Below are 19,559 nucleotides of genomic sequence, written 5' to 3' on the forward strand. Positions count from 1 at the left end.
AAAAATACAAAAAGGCGGTCAAACAGACCACCCTGACATCATTTTTCATCCAAAAATTCGGCCACTTTTTCCCTAACATTATTTGGAAAGTGGCTATCGCTAACGTCATAAAACATCATGTCCATACGGTTTCTGAACCAGGTCAATTGCCGTTTGGCAAAGCGACGGCTATTTTGTTTTAACAGATTAAGGGCACTCGGCAAATCCGTCTCTCCAGCGAAATAAGGAAACAGCTCTTTGTAGCCAATAGCTCTAGCTGCTTGCGCATCAGGAAATGTCTCATAAAGCCACTTAGCCTCATCCAGCAAGCCAGCTTCAACCATTTTATCGACACGAGCATTGATACGGTCATAGAGTCTCTCACGCTCATCAGTCAAACAAATTAACAGCGCATCATAGTCTGGCATTTGATTTTCAAGCTTGTCTGAAAATTTATCAAGCTCAAGAGCTCTCATGGCACGTCTGCGGTTAAGCTCAGGAATCGTTAAGCCTAGCTCTGCTATTTTCCCAAACAAAATCTCATCAGAAAAAGCATTGAGCTCCTGGCGATAGGCCAAAACTGCCTTTTGATCAACCTGACCACCTAGATGGTAGCCTTCAAGTAAACTCTGTAAATAAAGTCCCGTCCCGCCCACTATGATAGGGACTTTTCCTCGGCAAGTGATTTGGTCGATAGCCTCTTTTGCTTCTACCACAAAATCAAAAGCTGAATAGGTCTCTGTCACCTCACGGACATCGATGAGATGGTGCTTGGCAGCTGTCTGTTCCTCAGCAGTCGCCTTAGCGGTACCGATATTAAGTTTACGGTAAACTTGCTGACTGTCCCCAGAAATAATCTCCCCATTAAAGGCTTGTGCCAACTGAATCCCTAGCGCAGTCTTGCCCACCGCTGTAGGTCCTGCAATTACAATTACTTTTGTCATAAGGCTATTATAGCACAGCTCTGATAAGAGTCCAAATCGCAAGGGATAGGGCTGTGTCTCACCTCTTCATCGCAGTCAAGTCAGTCAAGTTTCTTCGACAAACCCTATTGTAACGGTTATCTTATCTCGACTTGACTATATTTTTCATCACCTTTAGGTATTTGGTAATCATCTTCGACATATCTTTCCACCCTCATCTGCAACTTGTACTTTTCCCTTAAGCTCATGATTTTTGTCATGATAGGCGAGTGATGGTGTTCATCTAGTGCCTCTTGGTTTTCCCACCTGTCAATCAAGAGAATCGTTTCGTGATCATCAAATGGAAAGAAGTAATCGTATTTTAAATTGCCTTTTTTCTCTCTAATCTCTGAAACAATACCACTAGAAATCATTTCTGTTGCAAATTCCTTAGCAGCATTTCCAAGACCGGTATAGTAAATATTGATGGTTATAGGCATCAGGCCACCTCCTAGGCTTTCTCGTGATTAAGTTAATTATGCCATGATTTGACTAGCTCTCGCAACAAAAAAACATGATTTTTGCTTTTTGGTCAACAGGTTAGGGTGACAGCCTACTAAAAAACAGCGACCATTATTCCTGATTCGCCGTTTCAATAATCTGAATTTTACAGAACAGTCTTATCGAGCTAAATTTTGATTCATGACTCTCAGCCCATCATTGATAAATTGACCTAATGTATCAAGTCCTTGATAGATAAAAGCGCCTAAAATGATAGATGACAAAATAATAGCTAGACAAAGTAAGTAGATGTGTCTTTTTTCATTCATGGTATCACTCCTCCTCTAAAAGCGATGACATGTTGTGCCCTAGCATCATATACTTCCTAAGTAAAGATGCTAAATGGCTAACGGAACTAGTTATTGTAATATTATTATATATAATCCAAAAAATTGTCAATCATGTAATGAATCGCTTTACAAAATGACCACCTGATTTTTTTTGAGGATATTTCACAAGTCTTATGGCTTCTACAGACTACTCATCTTTTCTATCAAGTTGCTCTATGATAGCTTCAATAAGGTTCGATATTCAATAATAAAGCATGAGGATTGTCAGTACCTAAAGTAGGTAGGTAAGAAAGACAGTCAATAGGCTAATAGCCTTACTCCTTCATTTCCCGATACACTATCTCTCACTTGATACGACCCTTACTTCTCTACCATGCTCTTACATATTCTTCAACTCAATGACCATATCACGAATCTGGGCTGCCAGTTCAAAGTCAAGCACTTCTGCCGCTTCCTGCATCTGACCTTCCAGTTTCTTGATCATGGCCTTGCGTTCGTCTTTGTTGAGGGCATTGAAGTCCACAACTTCTTCCTTGTCCTGAGTGACAGCCTTGGTCACGCTAATCAGATCACGGATTTCCTTCTTAATGGTCTGTGGAATGATACCATGTTCTTCATTATAAGCCATTTGGATTTGACGGCGGCGGGCTGTTTCTTCCATAGCCTTCCGCATAGACTCGGTGACCTTGTCCGCATACATAATCACATGGCCTTCAGCGTTACGAGCTGCCCGACCGATTGTCTGAATGAGCCCCCGTTCATTACGGAGGAAGCCTTCCTTGTCAGCGTCCAAGATAGCCACCAGACTGACTTCTGGCACGTCAATCCCTTCACGCAAGAGGTTAATTCCTATCAGGACATCAAAGACACCCAGGCGAAGATCACGGATAATCTCCGTCCGCTCCAAGGTCTTGATATCCGAGTGCATATACTTGACCTTGACGCCCATTTCTTTCAGGTAGTCGGTCAAGTCCTCTGCCATTTTCTTAGTTAGAGTAGTGACAAAGACACGCTCACCTTTTTCAGCACGGGCATTGATTTCGCCCAAGAGATCGTCCATCTGTCCCATGGTTGGACGGACTTCCACTTCTGGATCTAGAAGCCCAGTCGGCCGAATGATCTGCTCGACAATGGTATCGGTCTGCTCCATTTCATAGTCACCCGGCGTCGCAGAGACATAGACAATCTGGTGGACATGGCTCTCAAATTCTTCCCTGCGCAGCGGTCTATTGTCCAGTGCACTCGGGAGGCGGAAACCATAATCGACCAACATCTGCTTGCGAGCGCGGTCGCCATTGTACATGCCCTTAATCTGCCCCATAGTCATGTGGCTCTCGTCAATCATGATCAAGAAATCCTCTGGGAAAAAGTCCAGTAGGGTATAAGGAGGCTCGCCCTCGCTTCGCCCGTCCATGTGTCGTGAATAGTTCTCAACTCCGTTGGTGTAGCCCATTTCCCGTAGCATTTCAATGTCGTAGTCGGTTCGTTGTTTCAATCGCTGAGCTTCTAAGAGTTTTCCTTCTGCCTCAAAGACCTTGAGCTGCTCTTCCAGTTCTGCTTGAATCTTGGCAATGGCCGTTTCCATGTGATCGTCGTTGGTCACGAAGTGGGTGGCAGGGAAAATCGCCAAGTGGTCCACATCGCCCAAGACCTTACCTGTCAGGCTTTCAATCTCACGAATGCGGTCGATTTCATCCCCGAAAAACTCCACACGGAAGGCGTGTTCATCACGAGAAGCTGGGAAAATCTCCACCACATCCCCACGCACACGGAAGCGTCCCCGTTGGAAGTCAATGTCATTGCGCTCAAACTGAATATCCACAAGGGCATTGAGCAATTGGTCCCTAGAGATTTCCTGACCTGGACGCAGGGAAACGGCAGAGTCCGCATATTCTTTAGGTGACCCCAAACCATAGATACAAGAAACCGAAGCTACGATAATGACATCATTGCGTTCGAGGAGTGCTGACGTCGCTGAGTGACGAAGTTTGTCAATCTCGTCATTGACCGAACTGTCCTTCTCAATATAGGTATCACTAGAAGGAACATAGGCTTCTGGCTGGTAGTAATCGTAGTAGGACACAAAGTATTCGACCGCATTTTCTGGGAAGAATTCCTTGAACTCACTATAAAGCTGACCTGCCAAGGTCTTGTTGTGGGCAATGACCAAGGTAGGCTTGTTGACACGGGCGATGACCTGACTCATGGTGTAAGTCTTACCAGTCCCCGTCGCCCCCATGAGAATCTGGGCTTTTTCACCTCCCTCGATGTTATCCACCAAGGTTTCGATGGCTTGTGGCTGGTCACCAGATGGCTGGTATTTTGAGACCAGCTTAAAGGTATTGTTTTCTCGTCTATCAATCATTTTACCTATCCTTTGAAACTCTTTTCCTCTATTTTACCATAGAAAAAAGAAAGATTGTTTTTCCAATCTTTCCTTTTGTTACTATTATGACAATGTCACTGCAGTACCACTGCAGGTCACCATGAGCATACCATTATCAGAACCGAGCACTTCATAGTCCATTTTAACAGCAATGATTGCATCTGCTCCCAATTGACTCGCTCTTGCTTCCATTTCTGCCAGAGCTGATTCACGTGCTTGAGTCAATTCCCCTTCATAAGATCCTGAACGACCTCCAAAGATATTACGCAAGCCAGCACCAATGTCTTTGAACATGTTGATTCCAGTGATAACTTCACCAAATACAATCCCTTTATAAGCCGTCACTTGACGACCATCGATGTGATTAGATGTTGTAATAATCATAGGATAACCTCCTTTTTCTCCTCATTATAGCATGGTCAGTATCCTATAGCAAGCGTTCTCTTAGCTTTTCAACAAATAGATAGGCTGCTGGACAAAACAAAGTATTTTTGATGGTAAGGTTGTTAATCTGGTAGATCTTTTTACGGTCTGTATGAGGAAATTCACGACAGGCTTTGGGGCGAACATCATAGATGCTGCAAAGATTATCATCCCCCAAAAAAGGACAGGGCATGGCTTGAAAAACCTTATCTCCATCTTCATCCATCCGCAGATACATGTCTTCAAAGACAGGCAGCTTCATGCGAAAATGTTTAGCAATACGGGTAATATCAGCCTCTGTGAAAAGAGGCCCTAGGTTACGACAACAATTGGCACACTCTGTACAATCAATCTCTAGGAACACCTCACGGTGAACCTGCTGAACAATCTTATCTAAGTCCTTTGGTGCTTTCTTTTTTAAGCTTGTTAAAAATTTACGGTGTTCTCCTTGCTTTTGAAGGGCTAACTCATGGTATTTTTCAAGATCAATCCTACCCATATAATGTCTCCTCTATCATTTTGATGACTCCTCGTCCAAATCAATACCTGAAACCACAACAACTTTACTGAGGACAACAGTGGCATCCCCAAAGTCATTTTCCTCTATATTACCAACCCTAACGGCACTGACCTACGTTCATCGGATCCGATACCCTATTGAACCTGACTAGGCTAGCTTTGATGGGAGAATGCCTCAGATAGGCCACATAGGTTGGCGCCTTCTTTATAAAGGCGCCATATCCGTACCAATTCCCCAAAAATGGGTGATAAAGAGGCTCACCCTATAGGGTCGGTAGCTGGAACAAGCAGATGATAAGGGGCAAGTCCATAATGAGTTTCCTAATCGCTTTGCTAGTTTCTTAACTATTGCTCTATTATAGCATATCTCTTGTGACTTCATCATTTACAAATAAGGCATTTTTTAATATAATCAGCCTATGAAAATTTTGATTACATCAGGTGGTACCACTGAGGCTATTGATCAGGTGCGTGGCATCACCAATCACGCTACAGGTCATCTTGGAAAAATCATTGCAGAACGCTTTTTAGCTGGCGGTCATCAGGTCACTTTAGTGACAACAAAACAAGCCGTCAAACCTGAGGCTCAAGAAGGCTTAAGAGTCTCTGTCATCAGTGATGTGGCATCACTCCTTGAAACATTAGAGCCCTTAGTCAAATCTCATGACGTACTGATTCACAGCATGGCGGTATCTGACTACACGCCTGTCTATATGACAGATATTGATGAGTTGGAAAAAGCTGACTCACCTGCTCAGCTATTGACTCACAAAAATGAGGAAGCCAAGATTTCCTCAAAAGCTGACTACCAGGTTCTTTTCCTTAAAAAAACACCAAAAATCATCAGCCTTGTCAAGACATGGAATCCCCATATCCGCTTGGTTGGCTTTAAGCTCTTGGTAGCTGTGGAAAAGGCAGAGCTCTTTCAAATCGCACGCAAGAGTCTGGTTAACAACCAAGCTGAACTTATTGTTGCCAACGATCTCAAAGACATCACACCAGACCAACACCTGGCTTATCTGGTAGATCAAGACGCTGAGATACTGGCTACCACTAAGTCTGACATTGCTGACAAACTCTACGAAAGGTTGACTCTATGAGTAAAACAATCCTACTTGCAGTATCTGGCTCTATCGCAGCTTATAAGACAGCTGACTTGACTAGTCAACTCGGGAAACTCGGTTATCAGGTGCATGTCCTGATGACTGCTGCAGCCACTGATTTTATCACACCGCTGACCTTACAAGTCTTGTCCAAAAACCCTGTCCACACAGATGTGATGACAGAAAAAATAGCAGACCGAATCAACCACATCGACCTAGCTAAGGAAGCTGATCTCTTCTTAGTTGCACCTGCCTCAGCCAATACCATCGCTAAATTGGCACAGGGACTAGCGGATAACATGGTAACAGCCACTGCGCTAGCTCTTCCTAGCAAGACCCCAAAACTCATCGCACCAGCCATGAACACTAAAATGTATGACAACCCCTTGACCCAACGCAATCTTGCTACTCTAAAAGACATCGGCTACTTGGAAATCCAACCAAAATCCGCCTTACTAGCCTGTGGTGATGTGGGACGAGGGGCTCTGGCTGATCTTGACATTATTTTACAAACCATAGAGGAGACACTCGGTGAATAGAAAAAAAGCGAATCAAACGGCTACTATTGCCATGCTCTTTGCAGCAATGATCATTATTGAAATCATTAGTCAGATGATTTTCCAAACCTTTCCACTTCCTATCAAACCGACGGTGACTTTCGTTCCTGTCATTATCGCTGCCATTCTGTTTGGACCACGAATTGGAGCGGGACTCGGTCTTGGTATGGGAGTTATGAGTGTCATTCGTAACTCGATCATTATTGGGCCAAGTAGCTATCTCTTCTCACCACTGGCACCAGGTGGTAGCCTTCTATCATTGGTCATTGCCATTCTCCCTAGGGTTTTGATTGGGATTGTTCCTTACTTTTTGGCCAAATGGCTGAGCAAACATCCGATTGGGCTTTTGATAGCAGGGGCTTCTGGAGCTCTGACCAATACCATTTTTGTCGTAACAGGTGCTTTTTTCCTCTTTCCCAATTTTTTAAACGGAGATGGGCAACGCCTGATAGGGGTCATCGTAAGTACCTTATCACTCATTGAAATCATCATTGCTGCTCTCTTAACGGCTCTGATGGTTCCTCGACTGGAAAAATTCAAAAAATCATGAAAAAGTTACGGAAAACCGTGCTTTTTTTTCGTGAAAATGCTATAATGTAAGCGATTAACTTATATGATTGGAGATCCTATGACATACCAAGATAATTTTACGACATGGCTCAACTTTGCGAACCTTCCAGATTACTTGCGTGAAGAATTAGTCGCAATGGATGAAAAAACAAAAGAAGATGCCTTCTATACAAACCTGGAGTTCGGTACAGCCGGTATGCGTGGTTACATTGGAGCTGGTACCAACCGCATCAACGTATTCGTAGTCCGTCAAGCTACTGAAGGTTTGGCAAAATTGGTAGAATCAAAAGGTGAAGAAGCTAAAAAACGTGGTGTTGCCATCGCTTACGATTCACGTCACTTCTCGCCAGAATTTGCTTTTGAATCGGCTCAAGTTTTGGCAGCGCATGGTATCAAATCTTATGTATTTGAAAGCCTTCGTCCAACTCCTGAGTTGTCATTCGCTGTGCGCCATTACAATGCCATCGCAGGTATCATGGTGACTGCAAGCCACAACCCGAAAGAATTTAACGGCTACAAGGTCTACGGTGAGGACGGCGGACAGATGCCTCCTGCGGATGCGGATGCTCTGACTGACTTTATCCGTGCTATTGACAATCCATTCGCAGTGGAATTGGCTGACCTTGAAGCTAGCAAGGAAAACGGTTTGATTACTGTTCTTGGCGAAGAAACAGACGTGAAATATCTTGAGGAACTCAAAGACCTCAATATCAACCCAGAATTGATTGCTGAGTACGGTAAAGACATGAAGATTGTCTATACTCCTCTTCATGGTACAGGGGAAATGTTGGCTCGTCGTGCACTGGCACAAGCTGGTTTTGAGTCTGTTCAAGTTGTCGAAAGCCAAGCAACTGCTGACCCTGACTTCTCAACTGTCGCTTCGCCAAACCCTGAAAGCCAAGCTGCCTTTGCTCTTGCGGAAGAATTAGGCCGCCAAGTTGATGCGGATGTCCTTCTTGCAACAGACCCTGACGCAGACCGTGTCGGTGTGGAAGTCCGCCAAGCAGACGGCTCTTACTGGAACCTGTCTGGTAACCAAATCGGTGCCATCATTGCCAAATATATCCTCGAAGCTCACAAACAAGCTGGAACTCTTCCAGCAAACGCTGCCCTTGCTAAATCAATCGTATCAACCGAATTGGTGACCAAGATTGCTGAAAGCTACGGTGCGACCATGTTCAACGTCTTGACAGGTTTCAAGTTTATCGCTGAGAAAATCCAAGAATTTGAAGAAAAACACAACCATACCTACATGTTTGGTTTTGAAGAAAGTTTCGGCTACCTCATCAAGCCATTTGTGCGTGACAAGGATGCAATCCAAGCCGTTCTAATGGTCGCTGAAATTGCTGCCTACTACCGTTCACGTGGCATGACCCTAGCTGACGGTATTGATGAAATCTTCAAGGAATATGGCTACTTCGCTGAGAAAACAATCTCTGTTACCCTGTCTGGTAAAGATGGTGCAGAGCAGATCAAGGCTATCATGGCTAAATTCCGTGATAATTCTCCAGAGCAATTCAACGCAACAGACATCGCGGTCTTTGAAGACTTTGCCCTTCAAACCAAGACAGACAAGGACGGAAATGTTGAAAAACTCTCTACTCCTCCTTCAGATGTCTTGAAATACACCTTGGCAGATGATTCTTGGTTTGCCGTTCGTCCTTCAGGAACAGAGCCAAAAATCAAGTTCTACATTGCAACGGTTGGTGAAACCCTTGCTGAAGCCGAAGAAAAAATCGCCAATATCGAAGCGGAAATCAACGCATTCGTTGGCTAGCACATCAGAAAAGAGCTATTTGAAATAGCTCTTTTTACAATGACAAAGACAGAAAAAGCACCGCTTGGTGCTTTTTTCATATCAACAGTGTTCAGTAACTGCAGTTTGTCCTGCAATGCGTCCAAAAGTAAAAATGTCTGTCAATGAGTTGCCACCCAAACGATTACCAGCGTGCAAACCTCCTGCTACCTCACCAGCAGCATAAAGGCCTTTGATAATATCTCCTTTTTCATTGATGACATGGGTACTGGTATCAATCTTGAGACCGCCCATCGTGTGGTGAACAGCTGGCTTACGTGGAGTCGCATAGAAAGGCGCCACCTCACATTTGAGATCGAAACCGCCCTTGTCAAATTCCGGATCGTAACCTGCATCGACATAAGAATTGTAATTCCTAATCGTCGTCACAAAAGTCTCTGGATCAACACCGATTTTTTCAGCTAATTCTTCTAGGGTATCTGCCCTGAAGAGGGTTCCTGCTGCTACCTGCGCATCAATCTTCTCTTGACTAGTATTATAAGCTGTCGCTTTAATCCTATCGTCAGCAATGAGGTAGAAGAGACCTCCGTTATCAATGGCTGCCTGTGACAGTTTATCACGGCTACCATACTCGTCAACAAAGCGTTTGCCTTCTTTATTGACCATGATAAAGTTAGCTGGCGGCACTTGAAGGCCTGAGAAAAGCGCCCCCGTCACAGGGTCTGATACTGGCATCATTTGACTGAATCCCATACCTACAAGATCTGCACCTACTGATTGACCAAGGAGAATGCCATCACCTGTTACAGCTGGCGTATTTGAAGTGGCAATGTCATCATCAATTTCAGACCAATAGGTATTGTACTGTTGTAGCATCTTGGTGTTAGCACCGAAACCTCCAGAAGCCAGAACAACAGCATTAGCATTGACAGTGATGGTTTGGCCATTACGTCCTTGCGCAATCAGACCACAGACAGCACCGTCTTTGACAGTCAATTCCTTAACCGGTGAATCCGTTAGGATGAGACCGCCATTGTCACGGACAAATTTTTCAAGGACAGAAATAAAAGCGTAGCCCATTGGCTGAACAGGCTTGTGCCCACGGCGCCATAGAGCACCTACCGGCATGGTCACTTCTGAACGAACAAACTCAACTCCAATGTCTTCCAACCAACGCACAGATTCCAAGGCTTTTTCTGTCAAAACTTTGACAAGGTTATAATCACCATGGATCTCTTGGCCATTAAGATCTGTTCGTTTGCCTCCAATATAGGTCTGAATGCGGTAAAGAAGGGTTGAATCAAAAAGTTGACTTGGGTTTTCAAGGTATTGTTCAACTTCAACTTTCAGAGCGCGAAAGTCTGCTAAGTACTCTGGATCGATGGTCGCTTCGTCTATCGCAATCAATTCTTGCAGGTTGTGCGCTTCGCCTGGATTAGCGGCAAAGGTATTTTGCCAAGCAGGATCAGGAGCATTCATTGGCCCCCCTGCACGAACCGTATTACCACCAATGGCTGGGAATTTTTCCACCACGATGACTTTTTTACCTTCTTGAAGAACCGCTGCCGCTGCTGCCAGACCTGCACCACCACCACCAACGATGACAACATCCGTATCATAAGTCTTGTCTTCCTTGTCCAAAGCAGAAGGCGCTTTAGGACGCTTACGGAGGACATCAGGATTTCCACCTGCTAATTTAATGGCACGAGCCACCCCGTCAAGAACCCCATTAGCCGTTACAGAAGCTCCTGAAATAGCGTCAACATTTAAGGTCTGACCTTCAATGATTTCAGCTGGAATACGCGTAAAGACAATATCTGCAATACCAGATGATTCACCGGATGAGTCAATATCAATTTTCTCAATGCGCTCATCTGATAAAGTGACCTCCATTGGTAACTTGCCATTGTGACCTTCTGCTGTCACCGTGTAAGTCCCTGGTTCAAAACGCACTTCCTCAGGCAGATTAAGCTGATTAGCCACTTGGACAAAGCGCTGAAAACGGAAGAAACAGGATTCCAAGAAATCAACAGTTCTGTCATGAATCAAGTCACCATGATCATCAAATGCTCGGTGAGCTCGCCCAAGCAGAAACTCACTTCCTGGCATCACCGTAGCATTAACACCTGGAGCATCCAAAATTTGGCGCAGGTGCAATTGAGCTCTTGAAGACCCCTGAACATCGTATGAGGCTCCAACAATCATAGTTGGCTTACCTTCAAGCGGGTGCACATTGAAAGACAGCCATTCTAATAGGCTATTAAGGCTAGATGGAATGGTATGATTGTGCTCAGGCGTCGCAATAATCACTCCGTCAGCTTCTGTAATTTTGGTATTGAATTTTTGGATGATAGGTGTATCTGTTTGATCGTCTGTTTCATTAAACATAGGAACATCTGTGATTTCCAAAATCTCAATATCTGCTTTCTTAGCAAAATGCTTTTGCATAAATTGCAAGAGCATGCGGTTATAAGATTTTTTCGCATTGGTTCCAACAATTGCAACTAATTTCATGATATCTTCTCTTCCTTTCTATTCACTCTTAATCGCTTATACTTTGAGCCATTCTTCCCAGATAAAGGATTTTTTGCGGTCGGTGTCTTCTGGCTTAACCAATTGTTTCGTCAGAGCGACAAAGTTAGTAAATTCTGCAAAATGCTCTTCAAGTTCGGCTACTTTTTCTGGAATCACAAGATCACAAGCATCGGTCAAGGCTTGCTCAGAATGTCCAAGGAAGAATTCGGTACCTGGCATGACACGCGCTTTCAGCTCTGGTGCATCCAGAATCTGACGCAAATGTGCCTGCGCACGCGATGTTCCCAAAAGACCAAGGGAAGCACCCACAATCATGGTCGGCTTATTGATCAGAGCACGACTTGTATAAGCAATCCACTCAAGAGCAGAAGCAAGTGGGGCTGGTATGGTATGGTTATACTCTGGAGTTGAAATGATAACACCATCCGCTGCTAGAATCTTTGCAGAAAACTCAGCAACAGCTGCTGATGGTGTCTTATCCTCTGGTTCATTGAAGGCTGGTAAGGCTGCTATTTCTAAGATATCAATATCAGCCTTATCGGCAAAATGTTTTGCCATGAACTTCAGAAGTTTGCGGTTTGTGGAGCGATCCGAATTGGTTCCAACGATAGCAACTAATTTCATCTTGTTACCTCTTTCACATTTTTACAAGATTATTATATAATTTATCGCATTTTTGTAAACGCTATCTTCTAAAAAACAGTGTTATTCTATCAGTATTTCGTACTTTACTATAAGTTTGTGAAAAAAATTCCAAATTTATATCAAATCTTATTGACAGCTTTTTTTAATCTGTGTTATAGTCTCTGTGAAATAACAAACAAAGTTTTAGAAAGGATGCTTTTCTTATGACAAAAACCTTAAACCGTTGGCAGGTTATCGCCGCTTCAACTGCTATTTTATTGTGTACCGGAGCTGTTTATGCTTTTTCAGTCTTTGCTGGACCTCTGAGTGCTCAAACCGGTTGGACAATGCCTGAAATCATGATGGCATTTGCCATTAACTCTGCCATAGGTCCCATCCCTATGATTTTAGGAGGCTATCTTGTAGATAGAGGCTATGTCAAATGGACTATCGCCCTAGGAGCCCTTCTGTTTGCTTATGGATTCTATCTAACAGGCTATGCAAGCTCTCCAACCATGCTCTATCTGACTTATGGACTCATGGCGGGCCTAGGACAAGGTTTTGCTTATTCTGGCGCCTTATCCAACACCCTAAGGCTCTTTCCTGATAAACGCGGGCTTGCTTCTGGCATACTGACTGGTGGAATGGGTTTTGCTGCTGTTATCGCTTCTCCTATCGCTTCTAGTCTTATCCAGAGCCATGATGCTAAATTTGCCTTCCGTACCATTGGCATGGCTTACCTAGCTATCATTATCATAGCTAACTTCTTTATTAAAGCTGCCCCAGCAGGCTACAAACCTCACGGTTGGACTCCCCCATCTCAGGCTGGGAAAGGGCTGGTCAATAAAACTTGGAAAGACATGGTGAAGACACCTATTTTCTACATTATTATTTCAATGTTCTTCCTAGGTGCTTTTTCTGGACTCATGATCGCCTCACAAGCCTCTCCAATTGGTCAATCCATGTTTGGATTATCAGCAGGAACCGCAGCACTCTATGTCTCCCTCTACTCAATTGCCAATTCTAGCGGACGTTTGATTTGGGGAACCGTTTCAGATAAAATTGGGCGCAGTCAGACACTCCTCATCATTTATTCTGTCGTTGCTAGTGCTCTGTTAACATTGACGCTTGTCCCTGGACAACTTGGTTTTACCATCGGTATTATCGGTCTTGGTATTTGTTTTGGTGGGGTAATGGGAGTTTTCCCATCAATCGTTATGGAAAACTACGGCCCTGCTAACCAAGGGGTCAACTATGGCATTGTCTTTACTGGCTATTCACTGGCTGCATTCTTTGCTCCACGTGTAGCGGTTCAAATGGCTAGCGCAAATAACGGTAACTATAGTCAAGCCTTCTATGTTGCCATTATACTAGCCTTAATTGGACTTGGGCTTAATCTTGTCTACATAAAATGCCATAAAAAAGCTAACTAGCCTCTTATATGGCATAGACATGGTTCTCCAGAAGCAAACAATGCCTACTCTACTGAAACAATAGACTCAGCAAAATGATAATCAGAAGAATTCGTAGTTGTCTTTCAAATCCAGTAATAAAGCATCTATTGAATCGTATGACAAAAAAAGGCTTTCTAAACCAAAGCCAGTTACAACCTTGACTTCCTCCACCGAGGAAGTTTTTGCTATAATAACAATGACACGTTACAAGGAAGAGGACTATTTATGGCAAAATATAGCCGTTTTTTAAAAGAGAATCCCTCTGGTTTTCCTTATGAATACGAAAAAATCCATATCAAAAATGGTTTCCCTGAAGAGGTCTACCACTGGCATGCTGAATTAGAGATTATTTATGTACATCAGGGAACGGCTTCTTACTATATCAACTATCAACCATTTGATAGCCAACCAGGCGATATTATCTTAATTCAACCGTCAGCCATGCACGCTATTCATCCTATTGGAAATCAAGAGCAGGTAACGACAACTTTTCGTATTCATTTAGACAATTTAGGAAGGCAACAGATTGAAGCCTTTAGCCAGCGCTATATTCAACCCTTACATTCTGGTCATTTTCACCTCACACCAGTCCTTAAAGCGAGTGATGCTGGCTATCTGGCTATTAAAGAATGCCTCTTTAACCTGTTTGCTCTTATCGAAGAGGAAGGCCTTTACTATGACATGATGGTCAAAGCTAAACTCCATGAACTGCTTTATCTCCTTTTTAAAAATCGGCATGTCAATCGCCACTATAGTGATGATACATATCAGAAATACCAGAAATTAAAGGAGTTGATTCGTTTTCTTCAAGACCATTATGCAGAGAACATCACGATTGAACAGCTAGCTAAATCTTTTGGCTATAGTAAAAATCATTTTATGGCCATCTTCAAGCAACATACTGGCAGTTCTTGCATGAATTTCTTGATTCAATTACGACTCAATAAGGCTTGCGAAGCCTTGATACATACGAATTTATCCGTTGCTGAAATCGCTGCTCAAGTAGGCTTTAGCAACTTATCAAACTTTAACCGACAATTTAAGCAACGGTTTCACCTATCCCCTTATCAATACCGTAAAAAACAGACGAAAACACCGTGACTCAAATGAATCATGTTTTCAAGACATCAAAAACACCACAAGTAAAATCTTTGCCTTGTGGTGTTTTTGCTTCTTCTCACCTGAACTACTCACTTTTTGAGATATCTTCTTTGACCTCATCCATATTAAACTTAGCAAAAAGATAGTTACGATCTTGTACAGGGAAGCGCTGATCAAGCTGATCTACTGGCCCAACTTCAACAATCCCTTCAAGGATGGTAAAATCCATCACATGTCCGCCAAAAGATTTGTCATCGGATAAGAAATGAAGATGGTAACCAGCAACACTCACCCCATGAAACATCTCAGGCGTCCAAATTCCCACAAGCGTCCCACTAATCATCTCTGCTTCATGCTCTGGTTGGTTAGTCGCTACCTCTGCAAACTTACGATCACAGCTGGATTTTGGAATCATCCGCACACGCATACGCTTAAACATACCGTGAATCTTGATGGAACGAAAAAGATTGGCCCCGTCATAATACATTTCAATACGATTTTCCAATTCTTGTGAAGACATCTCAAATCGTTGTTTGAAAATAACTTCTGCTTGATGCGGAACAACAGCTGCATAAGGAACTTTGAGATGGCCTGGAACTTCTACCACCTGGAGCTCCCCATCTGTTGACTTAGCTTGATAAGCCTTGCCATCCAAAATAATCAATTCTCCGTCAATGGAATCCAAGGTTCCAATTCCCAAGTCTCCATGCTCTAATAATTCTGCTATGGTCAAAGTGCCTTCGTAGAGACCAGCCATCAGTGCGCCTAGCGTATTATACTGAAACAATTTAATTGGTCCTGACATTACATTTCCTCCATAAAAGCTAGCATATTAACGTCATCAGGCACTAGTTTAAGATAATGCTTAGCAAGGTCACGCACCTCATCACGATAGCCAAATTGGCGAAGCAAATAGATGTAATCCTGCAAGAATTCTGGATTAGCCTTCAGTTCCGATGCTATAGAACGGTACAGCTCAAGCGCTCTATCGTCACGATCCAAAGCTTGATAAGCCTTTGCGATATTCCACTTAGTTAAAACCCTCTCCACCTCTTCAGAATCAAGCGCAATCACTTTGTCGTAAGCCTCTTCTTCCAAGTAAAGCGTTGATAAGCGAAGTAACACTTCTTCTGTGTCCTCCATCACAGCTTTAGCTGATAAGAGATAAGAGATTGCAGCAGCCCTATCGTGTGTCTCGTAAGATAGTTGCGAAGCTAAAAGCAACAATTGACTATCAAAAGCATTTTTAGACAAGCCTTTCTGCGCTAAACGAAGGGCCTCAGCCCTTTGATGTTGGGCCTGCAAAGAAAGAGCATAAGCATATTCATAACCAGAAAAATCTGGATTCATGGTGTCTAGCTGTTTGAAATAGAAATTAGCCTTTTGATAATCTTCTTGATCGTAGAAAATCACAGCAAGCTCAAAGGCCGTTGTATCATCATATTCAATCTCCAAGGCTTTGCTAAGAAAATCAATTGCCGCTTCAAATTTTCCAAGGTTAGCATAAGAGCGCCCAATTCTCTGATAAGTAGACACACCTGTTAACCCTAAAATGGCACGATTGTCCAGTTCTGCATAATGCTTGATAGCAGATTGATAATCCTCTAATTCATACTCCATTTCAGCAAGACCAAAAATCACGATAGGATCATCACTCAACTGACTTGCCAAGTAGAGCTTATCTCTAGCAACGTCCGTTAAACCCTCCATCTGATACAGATCCGCCATAACCAATAAAGCAGAAAGGTAATCAGGACTTTCTTCTGAAATCCGATCAAGATAAAGAAAGGCCTGCTCAACCTCACCATCTTCCGCAGCAATCTGTGCTAAGTTAATATTGGTTTCTGGAAACGTCTCACAGATTTGCTCATAGATTTGTTTGGCATGTGGTAAAAAACCTATAGATTCTAAGTATTCAGCCAATTCCAACAACACATCAACCGGATCTTCTCTCAGCGCTTTTTGAAAATACTTATCTGCGTGAGCGAGGTCTTGTGACTGCAAAGAAGCTAACATCTTCTCGCTATTTAACATCAGACTCTCCTTCTAAATGTTCTCGAACGGTCACTTCTTCATAGAGTCCGCTAACATCTCTATACCACATAAAGAGTTCAGCAAGCACTACCTTGACAGCTGCGTAGATTGGAATCCCTATAAAGACTCCCCAAACGCCAAACATACTACCTGCAGTCAATAAGATAAACATAATTGTGATAGGATGGATATTGAGTTTGCTCCCTAAAACAAGAGGGGTGACAAAACGTCCTTCAATGGTCTGTTCGATGGTAAACACAACAATGACCTTAATCAGCATAACTGGGCCATCTACCAAAGCTAAGATAACAACTGGTACCATGGCAAGAAAGCTTCCTAAATAAGGAATCATGTTTAAAATACCAGCTGCTATTCCAAAGGTAACAGCATAAGGCAAACCAATAATGCTAAAAAGAATGGAGAACATTATACCAACCACGATGGCAACTGTCACCTGCCCTTGCACATAGCCTGACAGTTGAGCATTAACATTGTTTAGGACACGGCTAGAAGTTTCACGAATGCCTGTCGGTAAAAAGGTGACAAAACTATCCTTCATGGACTTGCCGTCCCTGAGGAAATAGAAAATAATAAACGGAGAAATGATAATAGCTACCGCAACTCTAGCGACAACCCCTGCTACATTTCCGGCCCAATTAACCGCTCCTTTAGAAAAGCTCTGCGCATAACCTAGAGCCTTATCCGAAAAATTAGTCACAAATTTTTCAAGCTGCGGTCGAAATTGCTCCAAACGGTCATCCTGTAAAATCAAAGTCACTTCTTTTTCTAAGTCAGTGATGTAGGTTGGCAAATTTTTGACAAAAGCCGTTAACTGAGTTTCAATCATAGGAATCACCATGGCTATGGCCCAAATCAACAAAAGCGCCACACCTGTGTAGACGATACCGATTGCTAAAACCCTACCCACACCGTGTTTTTCAAGAACCGTTACTAAAGGCTCAAGCAAGTAGTAAATGACCGCAGACATCACCAAAGGCAGACTAACGACCTTTACAAAATCTAGGATTGGGGTAAACAGTGAACTAATATGACTGAAAACCCAAATATTGAGAAAAACCAAAAGCATGACCAAAAGTACTGTCACCGCTTTATTGTTCAAAAGCCATCGGAAAAACCAACTAAAGGTAAATTTAGTATCATCATTCTTCATATTTATCCCCCAACAGGTTTATTTTCTTATATTATAGCATGATTACAAGAAAAAAATCATCGTCTAACGATGATTTTAGCCTTCATAGGTAAAAGAAATTTAGTAAAATGAGAATGATAGCAGAAAGCGGTGGATAGAGGTAAAAAGTCATCATCCCCAAATAATCTCCCCGACTACTACCAGCATCCCTCGCTTTCTTTATCTCTTTTCGGAAATAAGGATAGTAATACTGAGCAAGCATCATGCTTACTAGTAAATAAACAATCATGAAACCAACTCTAACCAGACTATTCAAATCTTCTAGGTACATAACTTCTAGCATGCCAATACAACTGATGACCACCGTTCCATATAAGTAAAATAATCCTATTTTCTTGGTTTTACCACTAAGCATCTCCATGACCTTTGCGTCACCTTTGATAAGATGATCTAGCGATATCTCGTAAAGATCACTAAGCGCTACCAAGCTATAAATATCTGGGACACGTCGATTGGTCTCCCAGTTTGAAATTGTCTGACGGCTAACCCCCAACTGCTCTGCCAATGCTTCTTGACTAAGGCCTTTTTGGAGGCGATAATCTCTCAATTTTTCTGAAATCATACAGTGACTCCCTCTCTTTCTAGCTCTATTATGGCAGATAACCCCTACTTTGTCTGCCTAAAAACCTTATCAAATGGCCATGTCAACAGATTTTGACATCATTTTGTGCTAGGATAAAAGACAACTTTTTGCTCAATTAAGGTTTCTTTCTCATAAGTCAACTTAGCCGAAAAAAAGGGCACATCGTTTAAAATCCATTTGAACAATTCATAATCTCCCTCCCAAGTCGGTTTTAATAGGACTTGATCATAAGGGACCCATTCTAAGGTTCCTTCTGGAGAATCCGCTAAGAGCTGTCCTGAAAAACGTGTCACCCTGAAGACATAGGTGTACCAATCAGTGTCTGGAGTAAAGTCTGGAAAAGTGATGATGCCACACAAGGTCATTGCTTCTGCTACTAATCCTGTCTCTTCTAAAATTTCGCGCTGAGCACATTCCTCTGGACTCTCTCCTTTCTCCAGTTTCCCGCCAACAGAAATCCATTTCCCATGATGCACATCATTTGGCTTTTTGTTTCGATGCAACAGCAAGAGTTCTCGTCCATTATCAATATAACAAATTGTTGCTAATTTCATGTTTACCTCATATGTTATGACAAAAAAGTGATGCTCCTAAGAGTCAAATCTCTTTCTAATTTTCAGAATTTATGGTTAAATGAAAGTATCAAAAAAGAAAGAGGTTTCATCTATGAATCCACAAGACCTATTAAACCAAGTCAAAGAAATGATTGAGAAAAAAGATTTTTCTGCCGCTATGGATTTTGTCAACGAGCACAAAGACAATCTAGGCGAATACTTTGAACAAGCTAAAGGCTTGATTGACGGTGCCAAAGGTGCTGATGGTATCCTAGGAGCTGTTAAAGGGCTTTTGGGAAAATAAGTCTCAATGATTTGAAAGAACTGGCAATTGCCAGTTCTTTTCTATTACGACATTTCTAATTGGAAGAGCTCTGGCTTCCCCTCCTTCTTATCTCTAAGAGGGGACTTAAAATAG

20 protein-coding genes are annotated in these 19,559 nt (G+C 42.7%); 7 read left to right on the forward strand and 13 right to left on the reverse strand.

Translation table 11 applies throughout. The annotated features are described in order from the left end of the window. Positions 1–38 precede the first annotated feature (38 nt). From miaA to G575_RS0100945, 6 genes are all read right to left on the reverse strand, one after another. Positions 39–923, reverse strand: coding sequence for a tRNA (adenosine(37)-N6)-dimethylallyltransferase MiaA (gene miaA, locus G575_RS0100920; protein ID WP_027971060.1), 885 nt, complete (start codon positions 921–923; stop codon positions 39–41). Positions 924–1,039: 116 nt separating this feature from the next. After that, positions 1,040–1,381: a putative quinol monooxygenase gene (locus G575_RS0100925; protein ID WP_027971061.1), complete on the reverse strand. Its 342-nt coding sequence runs from the start codon at positions 1,379–1,381 to the stop codon at positions 1,040–1,042. Positions 1,382–1,561: 180 nt separating this feature from the next. Next, a complete protein-coding gene (locus G575_RS12260) occupies positions 1,562–1,711 on the reverse strand; it encodes a hypothetical protein (RefSeq protein ID WP_169365881.1) in 150 nt (49 codons plus the stop codon). 400 nt (positions 1,712–2,111) lie between these two features. Further along, the gene (gene uvrB, locus G575_RS0100935) at positions 2,112–4,097 is read right to left on the reverse strand and encodes an excinuclease ABC subunit UvrB (RefSeq protein WP_027971062.1); all 1,986 of its coding nucleotides are present in this window, start codon (positions 4,095–4,097) and stop codon (positions 2,112–2,114) included. An 84-nt stretch (positions 4,098–4,181) separates the two neighbouring features. Continuing rightward, the gene (locus tag G575_RS0100940; RefSeq protein WP_027971063.1) at positions 4,182–4,502 is read right to left on the reverse strand and encodes a putative heavy metal-binding protein; all 321 of its coding nucleotides are present in this window, start codon (positions 4,500–4,502) and stop codon (positions 4,182–4,184) included. A 43-nt stretch (positions 4,503–4,545) separates the two neighbouring features. Further along, entirely contained in the window at positions 4,546–5,040 is a 495-nt protein-coding gene (locus tag G575_RS0100945; RefSeq protein ID WP_027971064.1) for a YkgJ family cysteine cluster protein, read from the reverse strand. A 439-nt stretch (positions 5,041–5,479) separates the two neighbouring features. Here G575_RS0100945 and G575_RS0100950 point away from each other — a divergent pair, with 439 nt between their 5' ends. The 4 genes from G575_RS0100950 to G575_RS0100965 all read left to right on the forward strand — a co-directional run bounded on the left by G575_RS0100950 (position 5,480) and on the right by G575_RS0100965 (position 9,067). After that, positions 5,480–6,160 carry a phosphopantothenate--cysteine ligase gene (locus G575_RS0100950; RefSeq protein WP_027971065.1) on the forward strand — a complete coding sequence of 227 codons (681 nt, stop codon included), beginning with the start codon at positions 5,480–5,482 and terminating at the stop codon, positions 6,158–6,160. Continuing rightward, positions 6,157–6,702, forward strand: coding sequence for a phosphopantothenoylcysteine decarboxylase (coaC, locus tag G575_RS0100955; protein WP_027971066.1), 546 nt, complete (start codon positions 6,157–6,159; stop codon positions 6,700–6,702). Before G575_RS0100950 ends, coaC begins: the two co-directional genes overlap by 4 nt. 31 nt (positions 6,703–6,733) lie before the next feature. Continuing rightward, positions 6,734–7,270, forward strand: coding sequence for an ECF transporter S component (locus G575_RS0100960; RefSeq protein ID WP_245562361.1), 537 nt, complete (start codon positions 6,734–6,736; stop codon positions 7,268–7,270). 78 nt (positions 7,271–7,348) lie between these two features. After that, entirely contained in the window at positions 7,349–9,067 is a 1,719-nt protein-coding gene (locus G575_RS0100965; RefSeq protein WP_027971068.1) for a phospho-sugar mutase, read from the forward strand. An 81-nt stretch (positions 9,068–9,148) separates the two neighbouring features. On the opposite strand, the gene G575_RS0100970 is transcribed toward G575_RS0100965, so the two are convergent. After that, complete coding sequence (locus tag G575_RS0100970) at positions 9,149–11,560, reverse strand: flavocytochrome c (RefSeq protein WP_027971069.1); 2,412 nt, start codon at positions 11,558–11,560, stop codon at positions 9,149–9,151. A gap of 36 nt (positions 11,561–11,596) precedes the next feature. After that, a complete protein-coding gene (locus G575_RS0100975; protein ID WP_027971070.1) occupies positions 11,597–12,205 on the reverse strand; it encodes an NADPH-dependent FMN reductase in 609 nt (202 codons plus the stop codon). 224 nt (positions 12,206–12,429) lie between these two features. Here G575_RS0100975 and G575_RS0100980 point away from each other — a divergent pair, with 224 nt between their 5' ends. Together G575_RS0100980 and G575_RS0100985 are read left to right on the forward strand one after the other, a co-directional pair. Continuing rightward, the gene (locus tag G575_RS0100980) at positions 12,430–13,638 is read left to right on the forward strand and encodes an L-lactate MFS transporter (RefSeq protein WP_027971071.1); all 1,209 of its coding nucleotides are present in this window, start codon (positions 12,430–12,432) and stop codon (positions 13,636–13,638) included. Between the two features lie 246 nt (positions 13,639–13,884). Then, entirely contained in the window at positions 13,885–14,760 is an 876-nt protein-coding gene (locus G575_RS0100985; protein ID WP_027971072.1) for an AraC family transcriptional regulator, read from the forward strand. 85 nt (positions 14,761–14,845) lie between these two features. Here G575_RS0100985 and budA read toward each other — a convergent pair whose 3' ends face one another. The 5 genes from budA to G575_RS0101010 all read right to left on the reverse strand — a co-directional run bounded on the left by budA (position 14,846) and on the right by G575_RS0101010 (position 19,141). Continuing rightward, positions 14,846–15,565: an acetolactate decarboxylase gene (budA, locus tag G575_RS0100990; RefSeq protein WP_027971073.1), complete on the reverse strand. Its 720-nt coding sequence runs from the start codon at positions 15,563–15,565 to the stop codon at positions 14,846–14,848. Beyond that, positions 15,565–16,794, reverse strand: coding sequence for a tetratricopeptide repeat protein (locus tag G575_RS0100995; protein ID WP_027971074.1), 1,230 nt, complete (start codon positions 16,792–16,794; stop codon positions 15,565–15,567). Before G575_RS0100995 ends, budA begins: the two co-directional genes overlap by 1 nt. Next, positions 16,784–17,971, reverse strand: a complete 1,188-nt coding sequence (locus G575_RS0101000; protein WP_027971075.1) for an AI-2E family transporter — start codon at positions 17,969–17,971, stop codon at positions 16,784–16,786. The genes G575_RS0100995 and G575_RS0101000 overlap by 11 nt, the downstream gene beginning before the upstream one ends. A 76-nt stretch (positions 17,972–18,047) precedes the next feature. Continuing rightward, on the reverse strand, positions 18,048–18,566 hold the full coding sequence (locus G575_RS10880; protein WP_051176857.1) for a helix-turn-helix domain-containing protein: 519 nt from the start codon (positions 18,564–18,566) through the stop codon (positions 18,048–18,050). Positions 18,567–18,664: 98 nt separating this feature from the next. Beyond that, a complete protein-coding gene (locus tag G575_RS0101010; RefSeq protein ID WP_037622409.1) occupies positions 18,665–19,141 on the reverse strand; it encodes an NUDIX hydrolase in 477 nt (158 codons plus the stop codon). A 112-nt stretch (positions 19,142–19,253) separates the two neighbouring features. On the opposite strand from G575_RS0101010, the gene G575_RS0101015 reads away from it, so the two are divergent. After that, entirely contained in the window at positions 19,254–19,445 is a 192-nt protein-coding gene (locus G575_RS0101015) for a hypothetical protein (RefSeq protein ID WP_027971077.1), read from the forward strand. Positions 19,446–19,559: the final 114 nt, after the last annotated feature.

The organism is Streptococcus plurextorum DSM 22810, from assembly GCF_000423745.1.
GTDB classification, from domain to species: domain Bacteria; phylum Bacillota; class Bacilli; order Lactobacillales; family Streptococcaceae; genus Streptococcus; species Streptococcus plurextorum.

Excerpts from the sequence above, each read along its gene's own strand:
- G575_RS0101010 (WP_037622409.1), bottom strand. The coding sequence starts at position 19,141 with ATGAAATTAGCAACAATTTGTTATATTGATAATGGACGAGAACTCTTG.
- miaA (WP_027971060.1), bottom strand. The coding sequence starts at position 923 with ATGACAAAAGTAATTGTAATTGCAGGACCTACAGCGGTGGGCAAGACT.
- G575_RS0100970 (WP_027971069.1), bottom strand. The coding sequence starts at position 11,560 with ATGAAATTAGTTGCAATTGTTGGAACCAATGCGAAAAAATCTTATAAC.
- G575_RS0100985 (WP_027971072.1), top strand. The coding sequence starts at position 13,885 with ATGGCAAAATATAGCCGTTTTTTAAAAGAGAATCCCTCTGGTTTTCCT.
- G575_RS10880 (WP_051176857.1), bottom strand. The coding sequence starts at position 18,566 with ATGATTTCAGAAAAATTGAGAGATTATCGCCTCCAAAAAGGCCTTAGT.
- uvrB (WP_027971062.1), bottom strand. The coding sequence starts at position 4,097 with ATGATTGATAGACGAGAAAACAATACCTTTAAGCTGGTCTCAAAATAC.
- G575_RS0100995 (WP_027971074.1), bottom strand. The coding sequence starts at position 16,794 with ATGTTAAATAGCGAGAAGATGTTAGCTTCTTTGCAGTCACAAGACCTC.
- G575_RS0100940 (WP_027971063.1), bottom strand. The coding sequence starts at position 4,502 with ATGATTATTACAACATCTAATCACATCGATGGTCGTCAAGTGACGGCT.
- G575_RS0100980 (WP_027971071.1), top strand. The coding sequence starts at position 12,430 with ATGACAAAAACCTTAAACCGTTGGCAGGTTATCGCCGCTTCAACTGCT.
- G575_RS12260 (WP_169365881.1), bottom strand. The coding sequence starts at position 1,711 with ATGAATGAAAAAAGACACATCTACTTACTTTGTCTAGCTATTATTTTG.
- G575_RS0100950 (WP_027971065.1), top strand. The coding sequence starts at position 5,480 with ATGAAAATTTTGATTACATCAGGTGGTACCACTGAGGCTATTGATCAG.
- G575_RS0100945 (WP_027971064.1), bottom strand. The coding sequence starts at position 5,040 with ATGGGTAGGATTGATCTTGAAAAATACCATGAGTTAGCCCTTCAAAAG.
- G575_RS0100975 (WP_027971070.1), bottom strand. The coding sequence starts at position 12,205 with ATGAAATTAGTTGCTATCGTTGGAACCAATTCGGATCGCTCCACAAAC.
- coaC (WP_027971066.1), top strand. The coding sequence starts at position 6,157 with ATGAGTAAAACAATCCTACTTGCAGTATCTGGCTCTATCGCAGCTTAT.
- G575_RS0100925 (WP_027971061.1), bottom strand. The coding sequence starts at position 1,381 with ATGCCTATAACCATCAATATTTACTATACCGGTCTTGGAAATGCTGCT.
- G575_RS0101015 (WP_027971077.1), top strand. The coding sequence starts at position 19,254 with ATGAATCCACAAGACCTATTAAACCAAGTCAAAGAAATGATTGAGAAA.
- G575_RS0100960 (WP_245562361.1), top strand. The coding sequence starts at position 6,734 with ATGCTCTTTGCAGCAATGATCATTATTGAAATCATTAGTCAGATGATT.
- budA (WP_027971073.1), bottom strand. The coding sequence starts at position 15,565 with ATGTCAGGACCAATTAAATTGTTTCAGTATAATACGCTAGGCGCACTG.
- G575_RS0100965 (WP_027971068.1), top strand. The coding sequence starts at position 7,349 with ATGACATACCAAGATAATTTTACGACATGGCTCAACTTTGCGAACCTT.